Consider the following 12,934-nt stretch of genomic DNA (forward strand, 5'->3'; position numbering starts at 1 on the left):
ACGGCCGCCTTACGGCCGGACGAGTGTAGGCCGATCAGCCCACCGAAAGACCCGTAGGCCAAACAGACGAATCACACCTAATTCCTGATAGACCCTTGCCTGGCCCCAGAGGGTGGTGCGGGTGTGCCAGGCGAGGGCGCCGGATTCGTCGATGAGTTCGCTGGGGGTTCCGACGAGGTCGGTGGCGATGGCGAAGAAACGTTCGTCGATCACGTCCTGGGGCGCGTCTGCCGTGAGGATACGTTCGGTCTGGGCCAAGGGGGCGCAGACCGAGGTGGTCCCAGGTGAGGGCTACGGGATTCGGCAACTCGGGCGAGATCGTGGTCTGTTCGCACAGTGCCGTGCCGTCCCAGGTGAACAGCACCTCTTCGCAGACCGTTTCGCCGTCGTCCGCCAGGCGCAGTTTTGCCGTGCGCCGGCCCAGCGGGTCGTAACGGTAGCGCCACAGCGTTCCGTCGGGAGTGGTTACCGTAGGTGGCGGCGCGGCCGTCGACCAGTTCTGTCTTGATCCGCCCGCGGCGGTCGTACTGTTGAAGTGCTCTCCGGGCTGAAGGACGGAGCACTGGCCAAGATCAGAGGTAGAAACCGTAGGACAAGAGGTGACGGCCAGACCAGACGCCCTCATTCGCTGCCCCGCCCTGATGCCGAAGGCGAGCGTGTCCGGGACTCTGAAGGTGCCTGACGGATTCCATCCACTGTCAAGCCAGGACGCCGGGTCGTACCGATCCGGTTCTGGTTGCCTTTGCTGGTGAGCTTCGAGGGGCCCGGCATGGTCGGCAGCTCCTGCCCGACGACGCCCGCGCGGTCCTCACCGCGTGCGACACCGTCGGCAAGGCATGCGCGCCAAGGAATGCGAACACCACGCCGACATGCACGACCACCGCCGTGTCTGCGCGGAAGCCTGCCGCCGCTGCCAGACAGCCCGCAATGACCTCCGCACCTCCCTGGGCTGGCACACCCTCCGGCGCGCCGGTGCCTCGCTGCGGGCGGGTGCGCCGACGCCATGGCCCTTTCCGTTGTGACCATGTCCCTTCGGAAAAGGGCCAGTTCATTACTGCACTTCATTCCGGTCACCGCGCGGCAGCCGCCAGTCGCGTTCCACCTTGGTTGTTGCGCATGCGCGCCCCAGATATTGGCGTGATGTTTGCCACTGGAGCGGCGGGGAGCCGCCAGGACGAGCCGCTACGATCACGGCATGGTCACGGCCTGGTCGTCCTCCCGCATGTCGCGGGCCCGCTCGTCGGCGGGCCCGCTGCACGTGCTGTGGGTGGCGATGACGCTGTTCGCCTTCGTGTACGCGCACGGCGTGAGCGCCGAAGGCGTCACCGGCCATCTCCACGCAAGCGCGACCGCGGTGGACGCCTTTCACGGCCACGCGGTCGAGGACGCGCCGGTGGAACACCACGGTGGTGGTCACGGCCCCTCCCATCCGGCTCACGAGTGCGTGCCCGGCCAGCCGCAGGAGACGCCTGCTCTCGATGCCCCCGGTGCCTGTGCCCTCGTAGAGGAGGGCACTTCCCCGGCGCCGCGACCTGCTCTGGTCGCCTTCGGTGAGGTGGCGTCGGCCAAGCAATTGCCGAGCACGTCGATAAGAGCCACGGTTCTGCAGATCTAGGATCCGGCGACTCTTCGCCGGCCCTCGACGCCTTCCCGTCCGACACGACTCCGGGACAGCCCACCGCGGCTGTGGGCGCGGTGCGGCCGGCTATCGCCGCAACCTGCCTCGCCCAATCGCGCCACGGCCCACTGCGAGGCAGGTTCCTGCGGCGTTGCCTTTGACACTGCCCGCCCCGCCCGCCGTTTTGGTGCGCCTCATGGTGCACGACGGCAGCTTGCGGAGGAACTGTGCTGTCGCCGTCCCGCATTCGCCCACTCCCCGCTGCCTCACCTGTGCAGTGCCGGCTGCTCGCCCTGCTCCTGAGCGGGCTGCTCCTGAGCGTGCTCGACTGTGCACTGCTGCTGCACGAGCCCGGCCATGCTCACGGCTCGGTCCGTACGGCCTCCGGCGCCCAACAGGATGCCGAGCAGGTGCCGCCTGCTGCGGCACCTGCTGACTCCTCCTGCGTACCGACCGCTTTGGATATGGAGTCGGCCGGACGGCAACAGGCGCGTACGCCGGTGTCCGCTGCGGTTACGAACCAAGCGCCAGCGACGCGCACCGCGGCACCCGGTGGAATTTCCCGGCCCGCGGTCGGGGAGGTACCAAGAGCCACATCCGGCCGCTTCACGCTGTGCGCCTTGTGCCGGTGGAGGACGTAGGCCATGCCCTTTTGAGCCGCAGCATGCCGCGGCCGTCGCCCCTGCCCCGGAGACCGGGCCACCGGTCCGGGACGGGCGGCGTGCGAGAGATCCGCACCCGACGCGCCATTCACCGAAGGATGAGAGCCGACTGATGCACTCTCCGAACACCACCCCCCTCACCAAGCCCGGCCACGCCGCCTTGTCCGGACTGGTCGGCAACACTCCCCTCCTGCACGTCAGCGAGCCCTTTGCTCCTGCGGGGCAGGGCTTCTGGGCAAAGCTGGAAGGCTTCAACCCCGGCGGCATCAAGGACCGGCCCGGCCTGCACATGGTCGAACGCGCCCGCGCCCGAGGCGACTTGAAGCCCGGGGCGAGGATCATCGAGTCCACCAGCGGCACCCTCGGCCTCGGCCTGGCCCTCGCGGGCATGGTCTACGGCCACCCGGTCACCCTGGTCACCGACCCGGGCCTGGAGATGTCCATGACCCGCCTGCTGACCGCTTACGGCGCCCAGGTCAACGTCGTCTCCGAAGCCCACCCCACCGGTGGCTGGCAGCACGCCCGCCGCGACCGCGTCACCCAGTTGATGCGGCAGCACCCAGATTCCTGGTGCCCGGACCAGTACAACAACCCCGACAACACCGCCGCCTACACCCCGCTCGCCCTGGAACTCGCCACGGAACTGGGCCACATCGACGTACTGGTGTGCAGCGTCGGCACCGGCGGCCACTCGGCGGGAGTCTCCCGCGTTCTGCAGCAGCTTTACCCCGGCCTGAGGCTCGTGGGCGTGGACACCATCGGCTCCACCATTTTCGGCCAGGCTGCCCGGCCGCGCCTGATGCGCGGGCTCGGATCCAGCATCTATCCCCGCAACGTCGCCTACGACAACTTCTCCGAGGTGCACTGGGTCGCCCCGGCCGAAGCGGTATGGGCCTGCCGGCAGCTGGCCGCCTCGCATTACGCCACGGGCGGGTGGAGCGTGGGTGCGGTCGCCCTGGTCTCCGGATGGCTGGCGCGCACCCTGCCCGAGGACGCCCGTATCGCGGCGATCTTCCCCGACGGTCCGCAACGCTATCTCGGCACGGTCTACGACGACGACTACTGCGCCGCCCACGGCCTGCTGGACTCCCCGCCCGCGGCCGAACCGGAGGTGATCGGCCGCCTGGACGAGAAGGAGGTCACCCGCTGGACCCGGTGCACGAGTGTGGTCGACCCGCTCGCCCGCGCCCACGACGCGGGCGAGGGCGATCCGGCCGCCGAGGAGATGCGCGCCGAGACCGACGTGGAGGAGGACCGGTGAAGAGCACCATCGCGCAGGTCCGCACCTACGAGCGCAGTGTCCAGCTGTTGATGGTGAATCAGTTCACCATCAACCTCGGCTTCTACATGCTGATGCCGTACCTGGCCACGCACTTGGCCGGGCCTCTCGGGCTGGCCGGATGGCTCGTCGGCCTGATCCTCGGGGTGCGCAACTTCAGCCAGCAGGGCATGTTCCTGGTCGGCGGGACGCTGGCCGACCGGCTCGGCTACAAGCCGATGATCATCGCTGGGCTTGTGCTGCGTACTGCCGGCTTCGCCACCCTCGGGCTCGTCGACTCGGTGCCCGCTCTGATCGCCGCGTCCGCGGCGACGGGGCTGGCCGGGGCGCTGTTCAACCCGGCCACCCGCGCCTACCTGGCTGCGGACGCGGGGGAACGCCGGGTGGAGGCGTTCGCGTTGTTCAACGTCTTCTATCAGGCCGGCATCCTGCTCGGCCCACTGCTGGGCATGGTGCTGACCGGTGTCGACTTCCGCGTCACGTGCCTGACGGCGGCGTGCATCTTCGCGGTGCTGAGCACCGTGCAGATCCGGGCCCTGCCCGCGCGCCGGGCCGACGATGCGAAGGCCCGGCCGGACGGACAGCGGGAGAGCGTGCTGTCGCAGTGGCGGAGCATCCTGGCCAACCGGCCGTTCCTCCTGTTCTCGCTCGCCATGATCGGCTCCTACGTCATGACCTTCCAGGTCTATCTCGCGCTGCCGCTGGAAGTGCGACGCCTGGGCGGCGAAGGGGAGTTCGGCACGGCCGCGGTGGCAGCGCTGTTCGCCGTCTCGGGACTCAGCACCATCCTCGGCCAGACCAGGGTGACCGCCTGGTGCAAGGCCCGCATGGAACCGGGCCGTGCCCTCACCTGGGGTCTGCTGACCATGGGAGTCGCATTCGTACCCTTGCTGCTGGCCACCGCAGTGCCGGCCCCGAGCGCCGGAATTGGGCTGTGGCTGCTGGCGGCGATCCCGCCCGCGCTGTCCGCGCTGCTGCTGGCACTCGGCACGATGATCGCCTATCCGTTCGAGATGGACACCATCGTCCGTCTCTCCGGTAACTGCCTCGTCGCCACCCACTACGGCCTCTACAACACCATCTGCGGCGTCGGCATCACCCTCGGCAACCTCCTCACGGGCGCCGCACTGGACGCGGCCCACAATGCCGGAGTGTCCGCGCTGCCGTGGATCGCCCTGCTCCTGCTGGGCCTTGCATGCGCCGCCGCCGTGTACGGGCTCAATCGCACCGGCCGCCTCGCGTTCCCGGCGCCCGCCGCCCGGCCCGAACCCGCAACGGCCTGACGCGACCGGCCCCACGAATGCAGGGGAGGGCAACCACGCCCCGCCCTCCCCTGCACCGGCCGCGCTGAGGAGCCGGTCCCGCGGAGCTCGCCAAGGAGGCCCGTGGCGCTTCCTGTCTGCGGTCAAGGCCGGCCGGACCGTCCCATGGGCGTTGGAGGAACGCTGCATGTCGCCGATTACGTGGAACAACTCGCTGCCATCGGAAAGTCGACGTTCGAGGCCTGACAATCCTTCACGCTCGCGGTCGGTACCCTGAAGCCGTCGCGGTCCCCCACCACCTCACTCGTACGGTGAAGTTGTTCCGTCGGCGTCGGGTTGGATCACAGGATCGATCGAGATCGAGGTTGGTGCGCAGGTGCTGGTGGCGGATCGGTACCGGTTGGAGTCACCCATAGGCCGCGGCGGCATGGGCGAGGTCTGGCGGGCCACGGACGAAGTGCTGGGTCGGCCCGTGGCCGTCAAGCTGCTGCTCGGGGACGAGCCCGACTCCGAAGCGGCTGCCCGTTTCCGGCTGGAGGCTCGGACAGCGGCCCGTCTGAGCCACCCCAATATCGTGGGGGTGTTTGATTTCGGGGCGCGGGACGGCCGCTTCTATCTGGTGATGGAACTCGTCGAAGGCCGAAGCCTGGCCCAGGAGCTGGCCACTGAAGGCGCACTACGGTCGGAGCGAGTGGCCGCTGTCGCCGCCCAGACGGCCGCGGGGCTGGCCTCCGCGCACCGCACGGGAATCGTTCACCGGGACATCAAACCCGGCAACTTGATGTCCGACGCCGACGGGACGGTCAAGCTCGGGGACTTCGGGATCGCAAGGTTTGTCGACGATCCGGCCGCCGCGCTCACCACCGCCGGGCAGATCGTAGGCACCAGTCTCTATCTGGCCCCCGAGCGCGCCCTCGGGCAGCCCGCGGGCCCGGCCTCCGACATGTACTCCCTCGGATGCGTGCTCTACCACCTGCTGACGGGGCACCCGCCGTTCCAGGCCGACACCGCAACCGCCACGCTCTACCAGCACATCGATGTCCCTCCGGTGCCTCCCCTTCAGCGGGGCGCCGATCTGCCACCCGCATTCGAGAACTATCTTCTGGGGCTGCTCGCGAAGCAGCCCGAGGACCGCCCCACCGCGCGGCAAGTAGCCGACTGGTTCGGTTCGGGCGCCTGGCAGGGGCGCCCAGAACCCATGCCCGCGCCCGCGCCGGAGCCGCCCCCGGCCGCGCAGGCGTTCGGGGCCGGTCCGATGGGCGGGTCGGAGGCGGATACCGGGACCACATACATGCTGCCGCCGACTCTCGGGCAGCCGGGCGGAGGACGCCGGTCCGTCCCCGCCCAGCGGCCCAGCACCCGCGAGTTCGCCAGGCGCCGGCCGAGGGTGGCGAGTGCCGTCGCCGGTGCCGTGGCCTTCCTCGCCGCGGTTCTGATCGGCATGGCATGGTTCTCACCCGACAACAGCTCGGCGAACAGTCCCGGCGGCGAAACGTCCGCCCCACCGCATCCTGACCCGGTGCCGACACCGACGTCCGTTCCCGCTAACGCCCCAGCCGTCTCCCCCGCACCCGCCGACGGCCCCGTCGACCGGCCGAGCAGGAACGAAGAGGAAGACGACCAGAGGAAGAAGGGCAAGGGTGAGGACGCGAAGGGACGTCAAGGCGAGGAAGACTAGACCGGCGCCTTCGCTCATCCGTCTCAGCGACGCAGTCGCGACTCAAGGAATACGGTCGGCGTTACGGGTCGAGCCGCTGACCGACACGACTCCGTCGGAATGAGGGCGATGTACGAATCCACGCCTGCCTCGGCCGCCGAGAAGCCGTGGCCCGCGCAGGCCTGAGGGTGGAGCTGTACGAGCGCGCGGAGGCTGCTGGTCCCGAGGTGAGCCGCGAGGCGGAGCAGTGGGTGGTGCACCTGGTCCCGCTGCAGCTCCGCCACGCCGCGGGGAGGCCGGCGAGGTCGCTTCGGTGCTCGGCGTCGGTGAGTTGCAGCGCACTTCCGCCGTCGCCGTGACCGCCCATGCATGGCACGGCCGGCTCGACCTCGTGGAGTGAGATCGATGGCCCCGCCCTCTGGCTTCAGCGCCCTCTGGCGTCAGCCTGCGGCCGCAGCGGTGCGCGTCGCGGCACCGTCGCGGTTCTGGGATTCGGGTCCGGCGTGTGACGTGAATTCCCAGGAGAGCCTCAATAGCCTAAAAGTGGCATACCTCCCTGTTCTATGTATGTACGCACAACCGGAGCGAGGGGACATGGCCGACGACATCGCGGACGCAAGCCCACCTTATGGATTGAAGGCCAATGCGATCGGCTTCGTCGACGCGCTCGTCATCGGGCTCAACGCCACCTCCCCGGCGTACTCGCTGGCGGCGGTCATCGGCCCGATCGTGGCGCTCGTGGGTATCTACGCCCCCGGCGTGATGTTCGCGTCGTTCGTGCCGATGCTTTTGATCGCGTCGGCGTTCTTCTACCTCAACAGGGTCGATCAGGACTGCGGCACGACGTTCTCGTGGGTCACCCGGGCCATGGGGCCGTGGGCCGGCTGGCTCGGCGGATGGGCCATCGCCGTGACCGGAGTTCTCGTGGTCGGGTCGCTGGCAGACGTCGCCGTGAGCTTCGCCCTGCTCGCCTTCGGCCTCGACAGCTGGGTCGACAACGACTTTGTGCGCCAGTTGCTCACGGTGCTTCTCATCCTGGTGATGACGGCCGTGTGCGTCATCGGCATCGAGGCGTCGTCCAAGGTGCAGAACGTCCTCATCCTCGCGCAGATCGCCTTCCTGCTCATCTTCGTGGTGGTGGCGCTCTACCGCGTCTACGCCGGTACGAGCACGTTCGATTCCATTGAGCCGTCGATCGGGTGGGTGAACCCCTTCGGTGCCGGAGGCGCGGCGCTTACAGGAGGTCTGCTGCTGGGCGTGTTCATCTACTGGGGCTGGGAGTCGGCAGTCAATCTCACCGAGGAGGTCGAGGACTCCGCCACCGCTCCCGGGAAGGCCGCCGTCTGGTCGACGGTCGTGCTGCTGGTGACCTACGTGTCGGTCGGTTTCGCGGTCGTGGCCTACGCCGGAACGACCTTCCTGGCCGACAACGCCGACGAGGAGGAGTTCATCTTCGCCCAGCTCGCCGGCGAGGTGATGGGTGGCTGGGACTGGGTCCTGCTGCTGGCGGTCTCGACGTCCGCGCTGGCCTCGACGCAGACCACGATCATTCCGGCGTCGCGCACGGCGTTGTCCATGGCGCGCCGTCACGCGCTGCCTGCGCATTTCGCACACATCCACCCGCGGTTCCGCACGCCCGACGTAAGTACGTGGTGGGTCGCCGGCATCGCCATCGCCTGGTACGTCGTTGTCAACCAGATCAGCACCAACGCCCTCTTCGACTCGCTCACGGCGCTGTCGTTGCTGATCGCGTTCTACTACGCGCTCACGGGCGTCGCATGCGCGGTCTACTATCGCCGCCATCTGACCGAGAGCGTCCACAACTTCGTGCTCATCGGTCTCGGCCCGCTGGTCGGCGCCGCGCTGCTGGCGTGGCTGCTCGTGAGGTCGGTCACCGACATGTCCGACCCGGCGAACTCCTACAGCGGCACCTCGTGGTTCGGGCTCGGCCCCCCGCTCGTCATTGGCATCGGCATCGCCGTCACGGGTCTGGTTCTCATGGTCGTGTGGCGGCTGGTGTCGCCCGCCTTCTGGTCGGAACGCCCAGGTGTGGCCGACCCCGAGCTTGTCCACGGCAAGGAGTCCTGACATGTCGCTTGTCCTCGGATACGACCAGTCGCCGGGCGCGGCACGCGCATTGCGCGTCGCGATCGAGGTGTCGGCCGCGTTCGGCGAACCGCTCGTGCTGGTCTACGGTGCTGCGGCCCCGGGGCTTACCGGCGAGGAGTACAAGGCTCACTACGAGGCCATCCGCCAGGCTGGGCGCATCGGACTCGATCACGCCGTCATGGTGGCCGACGAGGCCGGCGTACCGACAACTGTCGAAGTCATCGACCAGAAGCCGGCGCAGGCGCTGCTCGACGCCGCGTCACGCCATGGGGCGAGGCTCATCGTGGTGGGCACCTGGGGCGAGAGCCCGATGCGCGGGGCGCTGCTGGGCTCGACTCCCCACAAGCTTCTGCACTTGTCGAGCATCCCGGTTCTCTGCGTGCCTCCCGAGGAATGAGCCATCCGAACGCCTGCTCAGGAAGACATCCCGAGGCCGCTCGCACAGACATGTAAGGGCCCCGGCGGCGGGGGATCCTTCATCACCGGACCACGATGCCGGGCGCGATGGCCGCCTCCAGGCGAAGCGGGGTACTGGGCCTACTGGTCAATCGGGTCACTCCGAAGTCGGGGCTCATGGCTTCTCACCCCGCAAAGGAATACCAAGTCCGGAAAAGAGTCCGGAATTGGGACACCGGCGTTCGCGGCACAGACCGAAGTGCCGGTAGAGAGCCGGAAACCGATATGCAATCGCAGGTTTGAATGAGGTTTCGTGCGCGCGCGCGAGGCAAGCAGGGAGGGCATGAGCAATCCCCATGAACCCATGCCCGTAAACGACCCCTACAACCCCTATGACCGTAACCGGGACACCCATACACGTCGCAGCCCGGACGGCGACGGAGCAAATCGGGCAGCCTTGGTCATCCATACGATCGCGGACATCGCTGCAGGCTTTCTGGGCCTCTGGATCCTGCTGTACCTGCTTGACGCCAACCAGGGAAACGTCTTCGTCGGCTTTGTGCACGGTATGGCCGACTGGCTCGCCGGGTGGTCCCAGGACATCTTCACCATGGAGACCGAAGGCCTCCGGGTTTTCCTCAATTACGGCCTACCCGCCGTGATTTACCTTCTGCTCGGCCACGGGATCGCTGCGCGGGTACGCCGTCTCTGATCCAGGTGGAGCGCGTCGCTCATGTCGGTGAGGTCCGTGATCAGATCACGCAGAAAATCGCGGGCCTCACGAAACGCGGCGCCGTCACAACCGCCCAACCCCACGGGTGACAGCTGCCGCCCACACCTGCCGGATCTCCCGGCCTAGCGGGCCGGCGTGAACCTCCAGGGCCGATCTCTCCCTCGCATTCAATCGCCCGGCTCCTTACGCGCGGCGCGGTGATCTTTTCGAGGTCCAGGGTGATCGTGGCGAACCCATCGCCCAGTGACATCAGCCACATGGACTTTTGGCACTTAGGTCGCTGAATAGTAGATGGCCCCTTGGCGACATAATGATATTTGTCCGTCTTGGTGCAGACATGCCCGGCGCAGGGTTTGACGACATTCGGCCCGCTCGGCACTTTCGCCCGTTCATTGAGCGCGCAAGGGCTTCTGACGGAGCAACAGAATTCTCCGGAACTCCAGGAGCCGGACCAGCACGCCTGTGCGCCCGTTTCAAGAGCCGTCCGGTACTACGAAGCAAGGTAGTACTGGCCCCCATTGCCCTGCCCCGACAGCGCTTCTAAGAATGGCGGCCGCAAGGCGTCTCCGCAGCTCAGGCGCAGGAACTGCGCAGAGCCGACCAGACCGGGGGCGCTCCGCGATTATCGAGCGAGGTCACGCATGAGGAAGCATCGCAGGAAGACGTACTACCGGAAGATAACCATCGCTGCCGTCGCCATCGGAGCCGTGGGTGTGCCCTCTGCCGCCATGGCTTGCCTGGACCCTCAGGAGAACGCGGGCAGTCGGTCCTACGACCACTGGAAGCGCGCGAACTCCGAGCAGCGGTGGACGGGTGACCCATGGGGCCAGAGGCCGACTGCGGGAGCGTCGCAGACGCCCATCGCGCCTCCGGCCGCACCGAAAACCACCGCGCCCCCGGCCGCACCGAAAACCACCGCTTCTCCAAGCGCACCGAAAACCGCCGCCCCGGCATCCGGGGCCGCGACCCTCGTGTTGAAGCTCGTCAACAGCGAGCGCAGCAAGGCCGGGTGCTCTCCGCTGGTCATGAACGCGAAGCTGACGAAGGCCGCTCAGGACCACAGCAAGGACATGGCATCCCATCGGAACATGTCCCACACGGGCTCCGACGGGTCGTCTCCGGGCGACCGGATCACGCGCGCCGGTTATACCTGGAGCACCTACGGCGAGAATGTCGCCTACGGCTACAGCACACCCGAGAGCGTCATGGCGGGCTGGATGGCCAGCCCCGGCCACAAGCGCAACATCCTCAACTGTGCGTTCAAGGAGATCGGCGTCGGCCTCGCGCAGCCCGGCAACTATTGGACGCAGGACTTCGGAACGGCCCGATAGAGAGCACAAGGATCCGCACACCACTTGCCCCGGTCTCACTTGTCCGGGGATGGCGCGCATCCTCCACCGGATGAAAGGCCCCGACCTCGCCAGTCGGGGCCTTCGTCGTCGGCTCGCCGCAAACGCCGCGTATGCGGCGAAAGGTAAATCCGCTGCCGCGGGATTCGCAGAGTCGATTCAGGCCTTTCTATCGGGGTCATTGCCCTCGACGGACTGGTTGACGTGTGGTTTTTCCCGTCTGTGGGTGCGCGACGGACGTCGAGCACCCGGTGTTGGCTGCGTCGGTGAAGGTACGGCTTGGGCCCGTGAGCGTCGCGGTGCCGGCTTGCGGGCCCTACTTCAGGCCGACGTCGTCGCAGGCGGCCTTGTACTTGGAGGTGCAGATCTCCTCGACGGTGTAGACGCCGTCCGTGATGACGGTGTCCTTGATGTTGTCCTTGGTCAGCGAGATGACCGGGACCAGCACCGAGGGGATGCGCTTGTTGGTGGGACTGTCGACGTCCGCCTGCGCCATGGAGTTGAGCGACATGCCCCTGGCGAGCAGGATAGCCATCTCGGCCGCGGCGTCGGCCTCCGGGGCGTAGGGCTTGTAGACGCTCATGAACTGCTCACCCGCGACGATCCGCTGCACGGCGGCGAGTTCGGCGTCCTGGCCGGTGACCGGCGGGAGCGGCGAGATGCCGGCGGCCTTCAGGGCAGCGATGATGCCGCCCGCCATGCCGTCGTTGGCAGAGTAGACGCCGGTGATCTTGTCCTTGCCGAGGGCCGAGATCGCGGCCTCCATGTTGGCGTTGGCGTTCTCCGGCTTCCACTCCTTCGTGTCGTACTCCATGCCGACGTTCACCTTGCCGTCGAGCTCGGCGTGCGCGCCCTTCTTGAACTGCGCGGCATTCGGGTCGGTGAGCGCGCCGTTCATCATCACGATCTCGCCCGACTTGGCGTCGGAGCCCAGCGCCTCCAGCAGCGCTGTGCCCTGGACGTGGCCGACCTCTTCGTTGTCGAACGAGGTGTAGGCATCAATCGGGCCCTCGGCGAGACGGTCGAAGGCGACAACCGGGATGCCCGCGTCCTTGGCCTTCTTGACCGAGCCGGCGATGGCCTTGGAGTCCACCGCGTCCACGATCAGGACATCGACCTTGTCGGCGATCATGGTTTCTACCTGCTGCGTCTGCAGAGTGGCGTCCTGCTTCGCATTGGCGTAGAGGACCTTGCCCTTGCCGTTCGTCAGTTGGCTGATCTTCTTCTCGATGACCGGCCTGTCGAACTTCTCGTAGCGAGCAGCCTCGTTCTCCGGAAGGAGTAGACCGACAGTGATGTCGTCGCTCGTCCTTACGCCCGAGCCCTGGGCGCTTACACAGGCAGCAAGCGAGACGGCCATCGCAGAAGCGGCGACAGCAGCGGCGGAGCGACGCAAATGTGCGTTCATCGGTGGAAGTCAACCTCCCTGAAAGGCCACGTAGTTGCGGCCGAGGTGGCTGGAAGTCAACTCCGCCCCGACAAAAGCGTCAAGAAGTACAAGATTAACGAGATGGCAACGGGTCTTGTGTGTTAGTCAAGCGATGACGGCGCCGGTCGGCGACGCGTTCCGGGAACTGCCGCGCGGACTGGCGGGTTGCCGTCGTCCCCCCTCACCGTCCACACCGGACCCCGTCCGCGCGTTGGCGTTCTCTCCCGACGGCCATCTGCTTGCCCCCACCAGCGAAGACGGAGCGGTGCGGCTATGCCGGGCGCCTTGGCGCCCGGGCCGAGCCGGCACCAGCGCCTACCGCGAGTTCGGCGCATTACCGATGTCGCTGGACGCCGTGTCCACCAAGCGTGCGACTGCTCGGCCTGCTCGCCGGCGCCGGGGGATCCAGCGGCATCGAGGTCGTCGGAAACTCGGGCCAA

9 protein-coding genes and 1 pseudogene are annotated in these 12,934 nt (G+C 67.7%); 8 read left to right on the plus strand and 2 right to left on the minus strand.

Going from position 1 to position 12,934, the window contains the following annotated elements; genetic code table 11:
• Window positions 1-102: 102 nt before the first annotated feature.
• Window positions 103-472, minus strand: a pseudogene (locus tag ACWDO5_RS09130) (RHS domain-containing protein); the annotation flags it as partial.
• A gap of 723 nt (window positions 473-1,195) precedes the next feature.
• On the opposite strand from ACWDO5_RS09130, the gene ACWDO5_RS09135 reads away from it, so the two are divergent.
• The 8 genes from ACWDO5_RS09135 (at window position 1,196) to ACWDO5_RS09170 (ending at window position 11,047) form a co-directional block, all read left to right on the plus strand.
• A complete protein-coding gene (locus ACWDO5_RS09135) occupies window positions 1,196-1,615 on the plus strand; it encodes a hypothetical protein (protein WP_450529687.1) in 420 nt (139 codons plus the stop codon).
• 777 nt (window positions 1,616-2,392) lie between these two features.
• Window positions 2,393-3,541, plus strand: a complete 1,149-nt coding sequence (locus tag ACWDO5_RS09140) for a PLP-dependent cysteine synthase family protein (RefSeq protein ID WP_450529688.1) — start codon at window positions 2,393-2,395, stop codon at window positions 3,539-3,541.
• Window positions 3,538-4,842 (plus strand): MFS transporter, encoded by a 1,305-nt coding sequence (locus ACWDO5_RS09145; protein ID WP_450529689.1) that lies wholly within the window; start codon window positions 3,538-3,540, stop codon window positions 4,840-4,842. Before ACWDO5_RS09140 ends, ACWDO5_RS09145 begins: the two co-directional genes overlap by 4 nt.
• A gap of 379 nt (window positions 4,843-5,221) precedes the next feature.
• Window positions 5,222-6,499 carry a serine/threonine-protein kinase gene (locus ACWDO5_RS09150; RefSeq protein ID WP_450529690.1) on the plus strand — a complete coding sequence of 426 codons (1,278 nt, stop codon included), beginning with the start codon at window positions 5,222-5,224 and terminating at the stop codon, window positions 6,497-6,499.
• A gap of 573 nt (window positions 6,500-7,072) precedes the next feature.
• Window positions 7,073-8,566: an APC family permease gene (locus tag ACWDO5_RS09155; protein ID WP_450529691.1), complete on the plus strand. Its 1,494-nt coding sequence runs from the start codon at window positions 7,073-7,075 to the stop codon at window positions 8,564-8,566.
• 1 nt (window position 8,567) lies between these two features.
• Window positions 8,568-8,984 carry a universal stress protein gene (locus ACWDO5_RS09160; protein ID WP_450529692.1) on the plus strand — a complete coding sequence of 139 codons (417 nt, stop codon included), beginning with the start codon at window positions 8,568-8,570 and terminating at the stop codon, window positions 8,982-8,984.
• A 363-nt stretch (window positions 8,985-9,347) separates the two neighbouring features.
• Window positions 9,348-9,695, plus strand: a complete 348-nt coding sequence (locus ACWDO5_RS09165; RefSeq protein WP_450529749.1) for a hypothetical protein — start codon at window positions 9,348-9,350, stop codon at window positions 9,693-9,695.
• Between the two features lie 662 nt (window positions 9,696-10,357).
• The gene (locus tag ACWDO5_RS09170) at window positions 10,358-11,047 is read left to right on the plus strand and encodes a CAP domain-containing protein (protein ID WP_450529693.1); all 690 of its coding nucleotides are present in this window, start codon (window positions 10,358-10,360) and stop codon (window positions 11,045-11,047) included.
• 334 nt (window positions 11,048-11,381) lie between these two features.
• Here the strand turns inward: ACWDO5_RS09170 and ACWDO5_RS09175 are convergent, their stop codons facing one another.
• Window positions 11,382-12,473: a sugar ABC transporter substrate-binding protein gene (locus ACWDO5_RS09175; RefSeq protein WP_450529694.1), complete on the minus strand. Its 1,092-nt coding sequence runs from the start codon at window positions 12,471-12,473 to the stop codon at window positions 11,382-11,384.
• Window positions 12,474-12,934 lie beyond the last annotated feature (461 nt).

It is taken from the genome of Streptomyces sp. NPDC000880, from assembly GCF_053599675.1.